The organism is Variovorax atrisoli (assembly GCF_014195185.1).
Lineage (GTDB): Bacteria > Pseudomonadota > Gammaproteobacteria > Burkholderiales > Burkholderiaceae_C > Variovorax > Variovorax atrisoli.
This window is the reverse complement of record NZ_JACIBG010000007.1, coordinates 186,302-202,655: the sequence shown is the minus strand read 5'-3', so window position 1 is coordinate 202,655 and position 16,354 is coordinate 186,302. Positions and strand designations below refer to the sequence as shown.

At 66.2% G+C, this 16,354-nt stretch carries 13 protein-coding genes; 9 read left to right on the top strand and 4 right to left on the bottom strand.

What is annotated here, in order from left to right:
• The first annotated feature begins 17 nt into the window (after positions 1 to 17).
• From FHY06_RS24000 to FHY06_RS23965, 8 genes are all read left to right on the top strand, one after another.
• Positions 18 to 869 (top strand): fumarylacetoacetate hydrolase family protein, encoded by an 852-nt coding sequence (locus FHY06_RS24000; protein WP_184606705.1) that lies wholly within the window; start codon positions 18 to 20, stop codon positions 867 to 869.
• Between the two features lie 91 nt (positions 870 to 960).
• Positions 961 to 1,278, top strand: coding sequence for an NIPSNAP family protein (locus tag FHY06_RS23995; protein ID WP_019657481.1), 318 nt, complete (start codon positions 961 to 963; stop codon positions 1,276 to 1,278).
• Positions 1,279 to 1,391: 113 nt separating this feature from the next.
• The gene (locus FHY06_RS23990; protein WP_184606528.1) at positions 1,392 to 2,354 is read left to right on the top strand and encodes a Bug family tripartite tricarboxylate transporter substrate binding protein; all 963 of its coding nucleotides are present in this window, start codon (positions 1,392 to 1,394) and stop codon (positions 2,352 to 2,354) included.
• Complete coding sequence (locus tag FHY06_RS23985; RefSeq protein WP_311733723.1) at positions 2,351 to 4,171, top strand: CocE/NonD family hydrolase; 1,821 nt, start codon at positions 2,351 to 2,353, stop codon at positions 4,169 to 4,171. The genes FHY06_RS23990 and FHY06_RS23985 overlap by 4 nt, the downstream gene beginning before the upstream one ends.
• A gap of 29 nt (positions 4,172 to 4,200) precedes the next feature.
• Positions 4,201 to 5,049, top strand: a complete 849-nt coding sequence (locus tag FHY06_RS23980) for a helix-turn-helix transcriptional regulator (RefSeq protein ID WP_019657484.1) — start codon at positions 4,201 to 4,203, stop codon at positions 5,047 to 5,049.
• Between the two features lie 207 nt (positions 5,050 to 5,256).
• Entirely contained in the window at positions 5,257 to 6,579 is a 1,323-nt protein-coding gene (locus FHY06_RS23975; protein WP_157773808.1) for an MFS transporter, read from the top strand.
• A gap of 276 nt (positions 6,580 to 6,855) precedes the next feature.
• Positions 6,856 to 8,586: an IlvD/Edd family dehydratase gene (locus FHY06_RS23970; protein ID WP_026346717.1), complete on the top strand. Its 1,731-nt coding sequence runs from the start codon at positions 6,856 to 6,858 to the stop codon at positions 8,584 to 8,586.
• A gap of 21 nt (positions 8,587 to 8,607) precedes the next feature.
• Entirely contained in the window at positions 8,608 to 12,111 is a 3,504-nt protein-coding gene (locus FHY06_RS23965; protein WP_184606527.1) for an indolepyruvate ferredoxin oxidoreductase family protein, read from the top strand.
• 84 nt (positions 12,112 to 12,195) lie between these two features.
• Here the strand turns inward: FHY06_RS23965 and FHY06_RS23960 are convergent, their stop codons facing one another.
• A complete protein-coding gene (locus FHY06_RS23960) occupies positions 12,196 to 13,185 on the bottom strand; it encodes an AraC family transcriptional regulator (protein WP_409327466.1) in 990 nt (329 codons plus the stop codon).
• Positions 13,186 to 13,321: 136 nt separating this feature from the next.
• Here FHY06_RS23960 and FHY06_RS23955 point away from each other — a divergent pair, with 136 nt between their 5' ends.
• A complete protein-coding gene (locus FHY06_RS23955) occupies positions 13,322 to 14,164 on the top strand; it encodes an oxidoreductase (RefSeq protein WP_184606526.1) in 843 nt (280 codons plus the stop codon).
• A 19-nt stretch (positions 14,165 to 14,183) separates the two neighbouring features.
• Here FHY06_RS23955 and FHY06_RS23950 read toward each other — a convergent pair whose 3' ends face one another.
• From FHY06_RS23950 to FHY06_RS23940, 3 genes are all read right to left on the bottom strand, one after another.
• On the bottom strand, positions 14,184 to 14,597 hold the full coding sequence (locus FHY06_RS23950; RefSeq protein ID WP_184606525.1) for an ester cyclase: 414 nt from the start codon (positions 14,595 to 14,597) through the stop codon (positions 14,184 to 14,186).
• A gap of 84 nt (positions 14,598 to 14,681) precedes the next feature.
• On the bottom strand, positions 14,682 to 15,458 hold the full coding sequence (locus FHY06_RS23945; RefSeq protein WP_184606524.1) for a molybdopterin-binding protein: 777 nt from the start codon (positions 15,456 to 15,458) through the stop codon (positions 14,682 to 14,684).
• Complete coding sequence (locus tag FHY06_RS23940) at positions 15,455 to 16,318, bottom strand: cytochrome b/b6 domain-containing protein (RefSeq protein WP_184606523.1); 864 nt, start codon at positions 16,316 to 16,318, stop codon at positions 15,455 to 15,457. The genes FHY06_RS23945 and FHY06_RS23940 overlap by 4 nt, the downstream gene beginning before the upstream one ends.
• Positions 16,319 to 16,354: the final 36 nt, after the last annotated feature.

Here is a 16,354-nt window from a genome sequence, read left to right as displayed (position 1 = left end):
TGTTCTCAGTCCAACCCATGAACTTTGTCACCTTCCGTACCGACTCCGATCCGACGCCTCGTTTGGGCGCGGTCGTGGATGGCGCCATCGTCACCCTGCCGGGAGACATGGTGGCTCTTTGCACCGGCGGTGCCGCCGGCTTTGCCGCCGCAGCAAAGCAGGCCGCCTCAGCGCCTGCGGCTGCCCGCGTTCCGCTCGGTGCCGCGAGGCTGCTGCCCGTGGTGCCACGGCCCGGCAAGATCATCTGCATGGGGCTGAACTACGCGGACCACGCCGCCGAAGGCGGCAACCAGCGGCCCGACTATCCCAGCTTCTTTCTGCGCGGCCCGTCCTCGCTGACAGCGCACGGTGGACCGATCCAGCGGCCGCGCGTATCGACCCAGCTCGATTTCGAGGCCGAATTGGCCGTCGTGATCGGCAAGGCTTCACGCCACCTGACCGAGGCCGATGCGCTTGAGGCCGTCGCCGGCTACGCCTGCTTCAACGACGCGACGGTGCGCGATTACCAGCGCAAGACGGCCCAATGGACCATCGGCAAGAACTTCGATGCCACGGGTGCCTTCGGCCCCTGGTTGGTGCCGGCGTCCCAACTCCCTCCTGGCGCTGCGGGGCTGAAGATCGAGTCGCGCCTGAACGGCACCGTCATGCAGAGCAGCAACACGGCCCGGATGCTGTTCCCCGTTGCGGAAACGCTGTGTTTGATCACCGAGGCCCTCACGCTCGAACCGGGCGACGTGATCATCATGGGCACGCCCGCGGGCGTCGGCTATGCACGCAAGCCGCCCGTGTGGATGAAGGAAGGGGACACGGTCGAAGTCGAGATCGAAGGCATCGGGGTCCTGTCGAACTCCGTCGAGAACGAGAAGTAGGGCTGTTCGATATGCATCGCCCGCAAGACCGTGTCGACTTCGGCCTGCAGCCGGCCCGCACCTGCCATCCACATCGACCTGCAAGGTGGCCATGATCTTCGAGCTCAGAACCTACACCGCCGAAGCCGGGCGCACCGCCGACTTCCTGAAGCTGTACGAGAGCATGGCGCTGCCGCTGCAGAACAGGTACCTGGGCGGTCTCGTGGGCTTCTACGTCAGCGAGATCGGCCCCTTGAACCAGATCGTGCACTTGTGGCGATTCGCCAGCCTGGCCGATCGCGAGCAACGTCGCTCGGCGATGGAGGCCGATCCGGCCTGGCAGGCATACAGGGTGCGATCCAGGGAGCTGGGCGCCATACGGCAACAGGAATCGAAGATCCTGAAGCCGACATCGTTTTCGCCCTCGTAGCAGTCCATCGGACGGCGATGCATGTGGAACGCGACTGGTTCGAACTGGCACGGCCTGAGGGTGTCCTCCGACGCGCCGGGCCCTCCCCGACACACCAATCCGGAGACAAGAGCATGAGCAACATCAACCGCAGGACACTCATCAGCGCAGCACTCGGCAGCGCCTTGCCCGCGATCGCCCAGCCAAGCAAGCCGGATGTCCTGCGAATCGTCGTTCCCTTTCCCGCGGGCTCCGGGATGGACGTCACCGGGCGGCTGCTGGCGCACACGCTCGAAACCACGAGCGGCCGCACCGTCGTCATCGACAACAAGCCGGGCGCTGGTGCCGTGATCGGATCGCTCGATGTGTCACGCTCCAAGCCCGACGGAAACACGGTATTGCTGAACTCCGCCGGCCATACGACGAACGCGGCCCTGTACAAGAGCCTGCCCTTCGACTCGAAGGCGGACTTCACGCCCATCACCCGTTTGGCCACCTACTACGGATGGGCATTGCTCGTCGGGGCGAACTCCCGATTCAAGACCATGCAGCAGTTCGTCGATGCCGCGAAGGCATCGCCGGGAAAGCTCACCATCGCGAACTCGGGCCTGGGCAATCCCACACACATCATGGCCTCGCTGTTCTGCAAGAACGCCGGCGTGGAACTGGTGCACGTCCCGTACAAGGGTGCGCCGAGCAACGACCTGATCTCGGGTCTGGTCGACTGCACATTCCTCGCACCGGTCTCCGCGCAGGGCTGGATCCAGGCCAGGCAGATGCGCGCGCTCGGACTCTCCGGCAACGTGCGCTCGCCCATCATTCCCGACACGCCCACCTTCGCCGAACTCGGCCTGGACGTGCCGGAAATTCCTGCGTGGTCGGGCATCTGGGGGCCGAAGAACATGAGCGAGGCGGCGGTCAACTCGCTTCACGCCATGTTCGTCAAGCTCGGCCAGGACCCCAAGTACCGGCAGTACATCCAGGAAGGCGGTGGCGTGGTCGAGGCGATGGCGCCGCGCGAGTTCAAGGCCTATGTCGATTCGGAGATCGACCGCTTCGGAAAGATCCTGCCGCCATTGGGAATCCAGATCAGTTGAGCATCAAAGGAAAGATCAGAATGAACCAAGCGAACCCGACCCAGGGGAGCGTAGACCACGCGCTCTCCAACGACATGCCCGAGCCCGTCCATGCCGACGGCATGCGCATCCTCTGGGATGTGCCGATTCCGATGACCGATGGCATCGTTCTGCGTGCGGATGTCTTTCTGCCGGAGGCACCTGGGCGCTACGCGGCACTGATTTCCTATGGGGCCTATGGCAAGGGCGTCCCGATGCAGGTCGGATACAAGAGCGCGTACGCCCGCATGGTGCGCGACTTCCCCGACATCGCCGAAGGCTCATCGAACAAATACATGAACTGGGAGGTCGTCGATCCCGAGAAGTGGGTGCCCGACGGCTTCATCTGCATCCGCGTCGACAGCCGCGGGGCGGGGCGCTCCCCGGGCGTGCTCGATCCCACGTCGGAGCAGGAAACGAGGGACCTGTACGAATGCATCGAATGGGCGGCGGCGCAGCCCTGGAGCAACGGCAAGATCGGGATGAACGGCATCTCGTATTACGCGACCAACCAGTGGTACGTAGCCGCCTTGCAACCTCCCCACCTCGCGGCCATCTGCGTGTGGGAAGGGTTCGTCGACCGCTACCGGGATGCGGCCCGACACGGCGGCATCTACTCGCAGTTCGGCGAAGGCTGGTATGAGCGCCAGGTGTTGCGCATCCAGCACGGCTACGGCGAGCGCGGCTCTCGCAATCCGAACAACGGCGAGCTGGTCTGCGGTCCGGAAACCCTGTCGGACGAGGAGCTGGCGGCGAACCGCGCTCCGAAGATGTCCAACGAGTCGCTGAATCGACCGCTGGACGACGAGTTCTATGCCGGGCGCAAACCCGACCTTAGCCGTGTCAAGGTGCCTCTACTGTCCGCTGCGAACTGGGGCGGCATGGGTGTCCATCCGCGCGGCAATTTCGAAGGCTATATGGCGGCGGCTTCCAGCCAGAAATGGCTGGAGGTGCATGGCAACAGCCACTTCAGCCCTTTCTACCGCGCCGAGGGCGTTGCATTGCAGAAGCGTTTTCTCGGGCACTTCCTGCAAGGCAAGGACACGGGCTGGGACCGGCAGCCGCCGGTGCAGCTGCAGATCCGCCGGCCGGGGGAGCACTTCACGATCCGCGACGAGCAGGAATGGCCGCTGGCACGTACACAGTGGACCAGGTACTACCTCGAACCCGCCAGCCGCAGCCTCGGCACTACGCCGGCCACCGGCGCCAGCATCACCTACAACACCATGGACGACGGGCTCATGTTCAGGCTCCCGCCGGCCGAGGAAGAGTTCGAGATCACCGGCCCCGTCGCGGCGCGACTGGTGATCTCCTCGAGGACCACGGATGCCGACATCTTCCTGGCGCTGCGGCTGTTCGCGCCGGACGGCAAGGAAGTCCTGTTCGTCGGCTCCAACGATCCGCGCGTGCCCATCGCCCTGGGTTGGCTGCGTGCCTCGCACCGCAAGCTGGACGAGGCCAAGTCGCTGCCGTACCGCCCCTACCACACGCATGACGAGTTACAGCTGCTCGTGCCAGGCGAGCCGGTCGTCCTCGACATCGAGATCCTGCCGACCTCCATCGTGGTTCCGCCCGGCTACACGCTGGCCCTCAACATCCGCGGTTGCGACTACGACCACGGCCTGGGTGACGCCGGCTTCTCGGACCAGCCGTACCCGATGACGGGCGTGGGCCCCTTCCGCCATGCAAATCCGCAGGACCGGCCGCCGGAGATCTTCGGCGGCCAGAACACGCTCCACTTTGACAGGGGCAACGAGCCCTTCATCCTGCTGCCCATCATCCCAGCCAAGGGCGATTGAGCGGCCGGACCGCAAGGACGAGACGCGAAATGAGAGATGCCTTTGACTCCGCGGCTGGCTTCATCCCGGCCACGGGCGGCCCCGCGTTCGTTCCGAGGCGCTGCACCTGCGACGACCGTGTCATGTGGATCACGAAGGACCGTGTCTTCTATGCCGGCCTTCTCGGATCCCCGAGCATGCAGACGCAGGGTTCGATCATCGTGTACGTGGCGATCGACGGCCGACTGCGCGTGCGGCTGGGCGGTGGCGAATGGCATTCGACCGAAGTCGCCGTCGTTCAGCCCTACGTTCCCTACGAGATCGCGTGCGAAGGCCGCAACGTGCTCAACATTCTGGTCGAGCCCGAAACGGTCGATGCAAGCAGGCTGCCACCGCTGCTGCGCGGGAGCGGAGCGGTGCATGCGCCGGGATTCGCGGCGCACGTGCGCGAGGTCCATGGTCGGCTCGCTTCGCCGGGCGGCGCGCTCGCCTTGCGCCCGTGCGATTTCGACCTCGCGTTTTTCGGTGCACCTCTTCCCGCGCGTCCCCTCGACCGGCGCATTGCGACCGTGCTGGACGGCATCAAGAACGATCCCTTCGGCACTGCGGCCTCCGACGAATGCGCATCGCGGGTGAACCTGTCGATTTCGCGCTTTCGGCATCTGTTCAAGGAGGAGGTGGGTGTGTCGTTTCGCAACGTGCGTGCCTGGAAACGCGCCCGGAGCCTGCTTCACCGCGTGCACACGGTCGACAGCCTGGTGAACGTCGCCCTCGACATCGGCTATCCGGACTCGACGCATTTCAGCCACTCGATCCGCCAGGTCTATGGCCTCAGGCCCAAGGACATCATCGCGGGCTCTCGCAAGCTGCGGATCATCGCGCAGGCGCCTGCCCTCTAGCTACCTCGCGCGGACGCCGAACGCGCCAGCCAGCCCGCGGCCGGTTGCAACTGCGCTCGGCCGCGCTTCGATTCCACGCGAATGGAACGATGGAACGACAACGGAGACGACAAGATGCCGAAATTCATGCCCCGCAGCGACGCAAACGCCGCTTCGAATGAGGCGGTCCCTTCTGCGGCCGATAGCAGGATCGACCTCGGCGATCGGTTGGACAACTCGCCCGTGCGGCGCGGCCACGTCCTCACCGTGGCGGCACTGTTCCTCGTGCTGCTGATCGACGGCTACGACCTCGCGGTGACCGGCCAGATCCTCCCCGTGATCGCCTCGACGCTCGGCGTGCCCACCGCCAGCCTGACCGGCGCCTTCGCGCTGCAGCCGATGGGGCAAGCGATCGGCGGCCTGCTGTTGTCGTCGCTGGCGGATCACTTCGGCCGCAAGCGCATGCTGATCGCCTTGCTGGCGCTGTTCTCGATCGCCACGCTGATGAGTGTGTTCGCCACTTCGGTTGCCGGCTTTGGAGCCACCCGCTTCATCGCCGGCGTCCTGGGCGGCGGCTTGCTGCCCGCAGCCGCAAGCCTCGCTGCCGACATCTCGTCCATCAAGCGCCGTTCGACCCTGGTCGGAATCGTCTATGCGGGCGTGGCGATAGGCGCGGTGGGCGCCAGCGGACTCGTGGCCCTGGCGCTCGACCGCATCGGCTGGAAAGGCATGTACCTGATCGGTGCGCTGGCGCCGCTGCTGATGATCCTGCCGATCCTGCTGCTGGTGCCCGAGTCGCCGCTCCATCTGGCTCGCATCGGCGCGCCATCGACGGACATCGTGGGCGCGCTGCGCAAGCTGGGTATCGAGGTGGAGCCGGGCCGCCGGTTCAAAGAAGCGGAGCGGCGCTCCGGCTCGCGCATCTCGCTCATCGACATCTTCGGTGACCATCGTGCACTCTTCACCGCCGTGCTCTGGTTCACCTGCATCTGCGGCCAGATCTGCGTGAACCTGTTCGGCATCAGCGCGGCCTTCTTCCATGAATTCGGGGGCGTCTCGGTCGCCAGCTATGCGGGCTACGCCTCGATGGCCGGCGGGGCATCCATCGTCGCCGGACTGTCGACCGGCTTCGTGATAGACCGCTTCGGCCGCTACCGCGTGACTGCCGCGTATGCGCTGCTGGGTGCGCTGTCGCTCGTCGGGCTTGGCGTTTTCCCGTTCGGCACCGCGGCCTTCGTGGCGGCGATCGTCAGCGCCGGCTTCTTCGTCGTTGGCACCTACCAGTCGCTCAACATCATCACGCCCGTCGTCTATCCGGCTGCGCTGCGCAGCGCAGCGGTCGGCTGGAAGGGAGCCGTCTCGCGCTTCGGCAGCAGTGCTGCGCCGCTCATCGCTGCAGCACTGCTGGCCCGGCAGATGGGCGTGACGGTCGCCATGTGTGCCGCGGCGGTGCCGTTGCTGATGGTGGTCCTGCTGGCGCCTGTGCTGGCCGTGCTGGAGCGCCGGATGCGTGCGAGGGCATCCGCTTTGCCGGCGCGAAGCGATGAGTAGGGCGTCGCATGCCGATGGCCGCGCACATTGGCTGCGAAGGCTCCGCTGTGTACGGCTGCGAGCAGGTGGATCGGTTCGTCGCGGTGCGAGCTGCGGCGGCATGGAATTCCTCGCCAGCCGGTCATCGCAAGCCATGTCGCAGGTGCAGGCCTACCCTTCGCCAGCCAGTCCGGGTTCGTTCGGCGCGAATGTGCCGCCTGCGGCTTGCACGGACTGCGCGGCGTCGCTGTGCAGGCCGACCCGCTCCCCATGACGGTTATGGAAAGAGACAAGCGTATGTCCGATGAAGAGAAGCGCAGACTACGGTCGCAAGCCTGGTTCGAAGGCAGCGGGGCCAGGAACTTTGCGAACCGAGGCTGGGTTCGCAGCCGCGGCGTGCCCCCCGATCACTTCGACGGGCGGCCCGTGATCGGGATCTGCAACACCTGGTCCGAACTCACGCCCTGCAATTCGCACTTCCGCGACCTGGCCCTGCAGGTGCGCGAAGGCATCCTGGAAGCCGGCGGCGTTCCGATGGAGTTCCCGGTCATCTCGCCCGGCGAGATGCTGACCCGGCCGACGGCCATGCTGCTGCGCAACCTGTGCAGCATGGACGTCGAGGAGACGCTGCGGTCCAACCCGCTCGACGGCGTGGTTCTGCTGATGGGGTGCGACAAGACGACGCCGGCGTTGCTGATGGGTGCCGCCAGCGTCAACCTGCCGACCATCGGCGTGTCCGGAGGTCCCATGCTCAACGGCAGCTTTCGTGGCAAGGACTTCGGCGTCAAGGACGCATGGAACCTGGCGGCGGAACTGCGCGCCGGCCGTGCGAGCAACGAGGACTTCGAGGAAGCCGAAGGCTGCCTCACCCGCTCCGTGGGCGTGTGCAACGTGATGGGAACGGCATCGACGATGGCGTGCATGGTCGAAGCGCTGGGCATCGGGCTGCCCGACAACGCGTCGATCCCTGCCGTGGATGCGAGGCGCCGGGTGTTGGCGCGCATGGCGGGCCGACGCATCGTCGGCATGGTGCGCGAGGATCTCACGCTTGACAGGCTGCTGACGCGCAAGGCCTTCGAGAACGCCATCGCGGTCAATGCGGCGATCGGCGGGTCGACCAATGCGGTGATCCATCTGACGGCGGTGGCACGGCGCATGGAAGTGCCGCTGGACATCGAGGACTGGCACCGAGTCGGGCGCGAGGTGCCCACGCTGCTCAACCTCCAGCCCTCGGGCAGCTACATGATGCAGGACTTCCATGAAGCCGGCGGGCTGCCCGTGATCATTCGCGACATGTGCGAGTCCGGCCTTCTCCATGCCGACGCGCTGACTGTGACCGGCAAGACGCTGGCCGAGAACAACGCCACTGCCTTGTGCAGGAACCCGGACGTGATCCACCGTGTGGCCAAGCCGTTCATGGCGAACTCCGGGGTTGCCGTCCTGCGCGGCAACCTCTGCCCTGACGGTGCCGTCATCAAGCCTTCGGCCGCCGAGCCGCGCCTGCTGAAGCACAGGGGGCGCGCGGTGGTGTTCGAGAACCAGGACGACCTCAACCTGCGGGTGGATGACCCTGCGCTGAAGATCGACGCCGATTCGGTCATGGTTCTCAGGAACTGCGGCCCTCGGGGATTTCCAGGGATGCCCGAGCTGGGCATGCTGCCCATCCCCGCGAAGCTGCTGAAGCAGGGCGTGAGAGACATGGTCCGCATCTCCGATGCCCGCATGAGTGGCACCTCGTTCGGTGCCGTGGTGCTGCACGTGTCCCCAGAAGCGGCGGCAGGCGGCGCACTCGCCCTGGTGCGCGACGGAGACCTGATCGAGCTCGACGTCGAGGCGCGACGGCTCGAATTGCTCGTTCCTGAAGATGAGCTGCAGCAGCGCCAGGCCGCGTGGAGGCCGCCCGTCGCGGCGGCCGCCCGAGGCTACATGAAGCTGTACGTCGATACCGTGAACCAGGCCCACGATGGCTGCGACCTGCAGTTCCTGGTGGGCCGAAGCGGCAGCGACGTGCCGGCCGCCCAGCACTGACATTCCATGAGGAGAGAAATCTTGGAGACCGCACTGGTTCGCGACGTCGCAACCCTCGATGACCGCTACCGCATCGACGACGGCTGGGTGTACATGACGGGCATCCAGGCACTGGTGCGCCTGCCGCTGCAGCAGCGCGCCCGCGACGCCGCCGCCGGATGGAACACGGCCGGCTATGTTTCTGGCTACCGCGGCTCTCCGCTGGGCCGCTATGACATGGAGCTCTGGGCCGCCGAGAAGGCGCTCAAGGCCGCCAACGTCGTGTTCCGCCCGGGCCTCAACGAGGACCTGGCGGCCACTGCGATCTGGGGCTCGCAGTACGTCGGCACTTTTCCGGGTGCCCGCGTCGATGGCGTCTTCGGCATCTGGTACGGCAAGGGTCCGGGTGTAGACCGTTCGGGCGATGTGCTTCGCCACGCCAACCAGGCCGGTACCTCGCCCAAGGGCGGGGTGCTCTGCCTGGCAGGGGATGACCACGGAGCCAAAAGTTCCTCGGTCGCCAACTTCTCCGATCCGGTCTTCATGGCGGTCGGCATGCCGGTGCTCTACCCGTCCAATACGCAGGAGTTGCTGGACTACGGCCTGCACGGCATCGCCATGAGCCGATTCTCGGGCTGCTGGGTGGGCATGAAGGTGGTGACCGACGTCGTCGAAGGCGGCGGTTCCGTGTATGTGGGGGCCGACGGGCCCGCGATCACCGTGCCCGAGGCGCCGAGCCGACCGACCGACCCGTTTGGGACGGGCTATCAGATCCGGCCTTTCGATCTGCCGCTTCCCCAGGAGGATCGGCTCTATAACCATAAGCATGCTGCGGTGCTGGCCTATGCCCGGGCCAATGGACTCAACCGCATCGTGGCCGCACCGGAGCGCGCCGGAGTCGGGGTCATCGCCGCCGGCAAGGCGTGGCAGGACGTCCTGCAGGCCCTGGGACGCGAGGCCGCGGAGGGCGGACCCGCACGGTTCGCCGACCTCAGGCTCTTGAAGATCGGCCTGGTATGGCCGCTGGATCCGCTGATCGTGCGCGAGTTTGCGCGCGGGCTGCACACGATCGTCGTGGTCGAAGAAAAGCGCCCGATCCTGGAAGACCAGCTGCGAACCATCCTCTACGGCAGCGCGAACGCGCCGCGCCTCGTCGGCAAGCAGTTTGAGGGCGGATGGTTCGATGCGGTGCCCGCGGATATCGCCTTTGCGAACGCCAGCGAAATCTCGCCGGTGCGGGTGGCGGAGGTGCTGGCCCGCGTGATGGGCCATGAAGGGCCGATGCCTGCGCCGGCGGGCGGTTCACCACTGAAGGGGCCGGGCCCGACGCGCGTGCCCGGGTTCTGCTCGGGCTGCCCGCACAACCGGTCGACAAGGGTGCCCGAAGGCAGCCGCGCGCTGGCCGGCATCGGATGCCACAGCATGGCGCTGCTGGTCAACCCGCAGCAGACCACGACATGGTCGCACATGGGCGCCGAAGGGGTCATGTGGCTCGGCCAGCAGCCCTTTACCGCCGAACGACATGTGTTCGCCAACATCGGCGACGGCACACTCGCGCACTCGGGCTATCTCGCGATCCGCCAGGCGGTGGCGGCGAAGGTGCCCATCACGTACAAGGTCTTGTACAACGGCTTCGTCTCGATGACGGGCGGGCAGCAGGTCGAGGGCAACCTCAGCCCGCAGCAGATCCTCGCGGGCTTCGCGGCCGAGGGCATCGGCAAGATGGCGGTCGTGACGGACGAACCGCAGCGCTATGCCGCGGTGTCCCTGCCCGAGGGCGTCGCAGTGCATCACCGCACCGCACTGGACGTCGTGCAGCGGGATTTTCGCGAGTATCCCGGAGTCTCGGTGATCCTCTACGACCAGGCCTGTGCGGCGGAACGGCGCCGGTTGCGCAAGCGCGGCAAGCTGCCCGACCCCGACCGGCGCCTATTCATCAACGCGGCGGTCTGCGAAGGCTGCGGCGACTGCGGCACGGCATCGAACTGCATGTCGATCGAACCGCTGGAGACCGAGCTCGGCCGCAAGCGCCGCATCAACCAGGGAAGCTGCAACAAGGATTACTCCTGCGTGGAGGGCTTCTGCCCGAGCTTCGTGAGCGTGGAGGGGGCAAAGCCACGCCGTGCCGCGGCGAGCGCGGCAGGGGCCGCATCGACGCATCCCTACACGCAGCCCCTGCCCGAGCCCGTCTTCTCGCCGCTGCAAAGCGCCTACAGCGTGCTGATCTGCGGCATCGGCGGCACGGGCGTCGTGACCATCGGCCAGACCCTGGCCGTTGCCGCGCATCTGGAGGGCCGGTACAGCTCCAACCTCGATGTCACGGGGTTCTCGCAGAAATACGGCGCCGTGACCTCGCATGTGCGATTCGCACCCGAGGCACGGATGCTGCACGCCACGCGCATTGCCGAAGCCGAGGCCGATGCGCTGATCGGCTGCGATCTGGTCGTTGCGGCATCGGACGAATCGCTTTCGCGGCTGCCGGCCGGTCGCGGGCGTGCAGCGGTGAGCACGGGCCTCGTGCCGACCAACGAGTTCGCGCGCAATCCCGACTGGCAGCTCGATCCGCAGATGCTCATCGAACGCATCGAGGCTGCGGCAGGAAAGGCCGACCTCGTGTTGGTAGATGGTGATCGCCTGGCCACCGCGCTGGTCGGCGACCCGATCGGCATCAACATGTTCATGCTGGGCCTGGCATGGCAGCGCGGGTTCATTCCCCTGGGAAGGGCGGCCATCGAGCGAGCCATCGAGCTCAACGGCGTGGCCGTGGAGATGAACAAGGATGCGTTCCTCTGGGGACGGCGTGTCGCCCACGACCGGCCGGCGGTCGAGCAGCACCTGAAGGCCCGGCAACCGGCGCAGATCATCACCTTCGTGCCGCGGCAGAACCGGGGCCTGGACCAGACGGTCGCGCATCGCATCGAGCACCTGCGCGCCCACAGCGGGGAGCTCCACGTGCAGAGGTACCGCACGCTGGTGGAGCAAGCGCGCCGGCTGGAAGCCGATCTGCATGGGGGCGACGCCCTGGCCAGGGCCGTCGCGCACAACTATCACCGGCTGCTGGCGACCAAAGACGAGTGGGAAGTCGCGCGTCTCTTCACACACCCCGACTTTCGGGCGGCGCTGGAGCGGGAGTTCGAGGGCCCGATACGGCTGCGCTTTCACATCGGGGTGTGGCCGTTCGCGCGCAAGGATCCCCATAGCGGCAAACCCGTGAAGGGCGAAGCGGGCCCCTGGGTGCTTCTGGCGATGAAGTGCATGGCGCGGATGCGCGGCCTGAGGGGGAGCTGGCTCGATCCGTTCCGCAACACGGCGGAGCGCGCACTGGACCGCCAGCTGCTGGCGCAGTACGAAGGCGACATGCGGGCTGCACTGTCAGGCCTGCGTGCCGAGACCTTGCCCATCGTGACCAGGCTGGCCTCGCTGCCCCAGACCATCCGTGGTTACGGGCATGTGCGAGAAGCGCAGGCACAGAAGGCGGCCGTCGCGCGGCAGACGCTGATGCAGGAGCTCGAGCGGGCCGGCGAGCAGCCGGCGCGCGCCGCATGACGACCAGCTCCGATGGGCGCCGAGGTCTCGCTCAGCACGCAAGCGAGTCCCTTGGCATGGCAAGGAAGAAGTGCGCTGGCCCCCTCAGTGCGCAGCCACATACACCGCGTGCGGCGAGGGGTCCGGCGCCGCGAAGGCCTGCCGCATGCGGAAGGCCTCCTCGGCTGGGCCGCGGCCGAACATGCGCTTGAACTCCCGGCTGAATTGCGAAGGGCTTTCGTAGCCCACCTGGGCACTCGCCTGCGCGGCGGTGATCTGGTTCCTGGCCATGATCAGCCTGGCCTGATGCAGGCGGGTCGTCTTCAAGTACTGGATCGGCGACGTCGAGGTGATGGCCTTGAAATGGGCGTGGAACGAGGTGGGGCTCATGCCTGCCTCATCGGCGAGCCGGTCGATGTCGAGCTTCTTGTGGAAGTCCGCATGAATGGTCCGGATCGCCTTGGCGATCTTGCCGAAATGTCCCTGGCGGGTGAGCGAAGCCCGGATGACGCTTCCCTGCTCGCCGGTGAGAACGCGGAAGTAGATCTCGCGAACCAGGCCCGGCCCCAGGATCGGGGCTTCGAGGGGCGAGTTCATCACCTCGAGGAACCTGAGGACGGCGCGAGCCAGGCGTTCGTCCATCGGCGTCGACGTCAGGCTCCTGGGAGCCGCTTCCTTGGCGGAACCGTGCTCGTCGAGCTGCATCATGAGGTCGGCCGCGACCTTGAAGTCGAGGCGAAAGTAGATCGCCAACAGCGGCTCTTGCGCCGACGCGTCCGTGTCCATCGAGAAGGGAACAGGCACGGAAACGGCGAGGTAGTGCTGCGCGTCGTAGAGATAGACCTCGTCGCCGAGGAACCCGCGCTTGCGGCCCTGGAGAACGATGACGATGCCGGGCTCGTAGAGCACCGGCGCGCGGGCCAGCGGCCGGTCGGACCTGAGAATCCGGACATCGGGAAGTACGGTGAGGTTGTAGCCCTCCGACGGCGAGAGCGGCTCTGCCAGCTCGACCATCCGACGCTGCATGTCCGGGATTTGCAGAGATTCGTTCGGGGCCTTGTTCGGCGTCTTGTCTGGCGTTCGGGCGTCGTTCATTTCGGTCGCCAATCTGCCATGGTGCAGCCTGCCAGTCCATGGGTTTGTGGTTTTAGGCAATCCAAGCGTGCGACTTGGCATTTCGGGTCTGCTCACCGGCTCCTAGGATCGATCCATCACTTCCAAGGAGCCGACAATGAGCCAGACCGTGCGCAAAACCTTCCTCGTCACGGGCGTCACTTCGGGATTCGGAAAGGCATTCGCCGCAGCCGCCCTTGCCGAGGGGCTCACGGTCCTCGGGACCGTGAGGAACGAGGACAGCGTGGCGGCATTCGAGCGAAGCGCTCCCGGACGTGCGCATGCCGTCGTGCTCGACGTCACCGACTTCGAGGCGATCGAAAGACTCATCCCGCAGCTGCTTGCCAGGCACGGGCAGGTCGATGTGCTGGTGAACAACGCCGGCTATGGGCACGAAGGGACGCTCGAGGAGTCCAGCCTGGAAGAAATGAGGCGGCAGTTCGACGTCAACGTCTTCGGCGCCGTCGCGATGATCAAGGCCGTCCTGCCATCGATGCGCACGCGTCGCAGCGGGCACATCATCAACATCACCTCCATGGGCGGCTTCATCACGATGCCGGGGATCGCGTACTACTGCGGCAGCAAGTTCGCGCTGGAAGGCATCTCCGAGGTGCTCGGCAAGGAAGTCGCGGGCTTCGGGATCAAGGTCACGGCGATCGCGCCCGGGTCGTTCCGCACGGACTGGGCCGGCCGCTCGATGGTGCGGTCGGCGCGCACCGTCGAGGACTACGACGCGCTCTTCGATCCGATCCGGCAGGCCAGGCAGGCCAAGAGCGGTTCGCAGATCGGCGATCCGGCCAAGGCGGCGCGGGCGCTCCTGGCGATCGTCGACGCCCCGAACCCGCCTGCGCACCTGCTCCTGGGCACGGATGCGCTGGGGCTCGTGCGGGCCAAGCTTGCCGCGCTGTCCAGCGAGATCGATGCATGGGAGACGGTGACGCGGTCCACCGATCACGCGTGAGGCTCGAATTGCTTCGTCGCTAGGAATGGCCGGCCGCTCCATCCTGCCGCAGCTGAGCCTCGATGGCCGTCTTGTCGATGACGGACCACACGGCGATGATCCTCGCGTCGTGGAATTCGTAGAAGACGTTTTCCGAGAACGAGATCTTCGCCCCGTTCACGGCAAGACCAAGGAAATTCGCCTTTGGCGTGCAGTCGAATCGAAGCCGGCTCGCCACGAACGGCGGCTGGCAGACCAGCAGTTCGATGTCGAAGCGGAGGTCGGGAATGTCGGTGAAGTCCTTCTGCAGCATCAGCCGATAGCCCCCGACCCCCAGCTGCCGCCCGTTGTGCCGGACTTCGTCGTGAACGTAGGCCCCGAGGTCGTCGAGGTCGCGCCTGTTCAGGCACGCGATGTAGTCCCTGTAGAGACCGGCGAGCGCATCGGCATTCATCTTGCCTCCTGATTCTGTGGGAGCGGGAACGGTACCTCATGCAAGGGCATGACGCGTACGTGCGGGGTCGCGGGGGCGTGTGGATCAGATCCCGGCATACCACTCGTAGCCGCGGTCTTCCCAGAAGCCGCCCTTGCCGCCGAACAGCGTCGAGAAGCCATCGACGACCTCGATGCGCATCAGGTACTTCGCCTGCTTGTAGCCGAGCTGCCGTTCGACCCGCAGTCTCAGCGGTGCGCCATGCTGGACGGGAAGATCCTTTCCATTCATGCCGTAGGCCAGGATCGTCTGAGGGTGGTAGGCATCGATCAGGTCGAGGCTCTCGTAGTAGCGCCCGTTGCCGTCGAGCGTCTTTTCAAGCTCGTCTGCGCAGTGGAGCACGACATAGCGGGCGCCGGGCTTCAATCCTGCGGCGTCGAGAACATGGGCGAGCGGTACGCCCTGCCACTTGCCGATGGCGCTCCATCCCTCGACGCAATCGTGGCGCGTGATCTGGGTGCGGGAAGGAAAGCGTTTGAGTTCGGCGAGCGACAGGCTCTGGGGGCGCTCGACCAAGCCGTCCACCTGCAGCCGCCAGTCCGTGAAGCTTCCTTCCAGAAGCCGGGCGTACTCGTTCGAGTCCGGCATCTGCGTGCCGTTGGCGCGAAAGACCGGCGAGAGGTCCGCTTCGGTGTATTCCCGTGCCAGCGCGTGCCTGGAGAGCAGGGCCCTCTGGCCTGCCAGCGTCAGCTTCTCGGTCTGGCGCAGCAACGCATCCAGGTTGTCGTCTTGAACCAGGCGGTCGCAGCCGGTCAGTGCGAGGGCGCCTGCCCCCGCGGCAAGGCGCGCAAGGAAGTTTCGGCGCGAAGACTGCCGCGTCATGGTCTGATTCCTTCATCGGTGATGGCGTATTTGCCGTTGAGCATCGAGCGCAGGTTGTTCCACAGGCCCGACGCGATGACCATCACGACGTGAACGACGACGAACGACACCAGCAGGAATGCGGTGACGAAGTGGATCGTGCGAGCCGATGCGCGCCCACCGAAAAGATCGGACAGGAAGTGGAAGGCAGCGTCGAGGCCGGGCGACATCGTCAGGCCGGTCAGCACCATCAGCGGTAGCAGGCCGAACACCACCACGAGGTAGCTGAGCTTCTGCAGGGCGTTGTACTGGCGTGCCTTTTCGCCGCGCGCGAAGCGCAAGCGGGCGTGATCGAGGATCTCGTGCCACAAGTGCCGAGGTGCAAGCTGGCTTCCGTTCGGCAAGAGGTCTCGGCGGAAATGGCCTCGCCAGAATCCATGGGCCAGGTACAGCAGGCCATTGAGGACGAGCAGCCATGCAAAGAAGAAGTGCCAGCGTCTGCCGGCTCCCAGGTCGTGGTACGAAGGAATGGTCAGCCAGGTGGGGAAGGCTCTCGGGGTCGCGCTGCCGCCTTCGTCGGAGACGCCGAGAAAACCGGTGGTCACGACATGGAGCGGGCCGATCTGGAGGAAGCCTTGGGACGCGCTGCCGATCTGCCTCGTGCCGATGGACAGCAAGGCTGCATCCGGGTCGGCGCCGTACTGCCCCCAATACAGCCGCGGATGGGCATTGAAGATCTGCAGCCCGCTCAGCAGCAGGAACGAAAGGCACAGCACGTTGAGCCAGTGCGTCGCCCGCACGGTGAGCGAATGCCGCCGTATGAAGCTTCGGCGCGCAGCGGGCGGCGTCGTGTCGGGGATGGAGGGTGAGGATGTGCTCATGAAACATCCCGGCCGGCCAGGCGCGGACGCTGGCCG

Bases quoted from the DNA above. Each gene is read 5' to 3' on its own strand.
- FHY06_RS24000 (WP_184606705.1), top strand. From the start codon at position 18: ATGAACTTTGTCACCTTCCGTACCGACTCCGATCCGACGCCTCGTTTG.
- FHY06_RS23995 (WP_019657481.1), top strand. From the start codon at position 961: ATGATCTTCGAGCTCAGAACCTACACCGCCGAAGCCGGGCGCACCGCC.
- FHY06_RS23990 (WP_184606528.1), top strand. From the start codon at position 1,392: ATGAGCAACATCAACCGCAGGACACTCATCAGCGCAGCACTCGGCAGC.
- FHY06_RS23980 (WP_019657484.1), top strand. From the start codon at position 4,201: ATGAGAGATGCCTTTGACTCCGCGGCTGGCTTCATCCCGGCCACGGGC.
- FHY06_RS23970 (WP_026346717.1), top strand. From the start codon at position 6,856: ATGTCCGATGAAGAGAAGCGCAGACTACGGTCGCAAGCCTGGTTCGAA.
- FHY06_RS23960 (WP_409327466.1), bottom strand. From the start codon at position 13,185: ATGAACGACGCCCGAACGCCAGACAAGACGCCGAACAAGGCCCCGAAC.
- FHY06_RS23955 (WP_184606526.1), top strand. From the start codon at position 13,322: ATGAGCCAGACCGTGCGCAAAACCTTCCTCGTCACGGGCGTCACTTCG.
- FHY06_RS23950 (WP_184606525.1), bottom strand. From the start codon at position 14,597: ATGAATGCCGATGCGCTCGCCGGTCTCTACAGGGACTACATCGCGTGC.
- FHY06_RS23945 (WP_184606524.1), bottom strand. From the start codon at position 15,458: ATGACGCGGCAGTCTTCGCGCCGAAACTTCCTTGCGCGCCTTGCCGCG.
- FHY06_RS23940 (WP_184606523.1), bottom strand. From the start codon at position 16,318: ATGAGCACATCCTCACCCTCCATCCCCGACACGACGCCGCCCGCTGCG.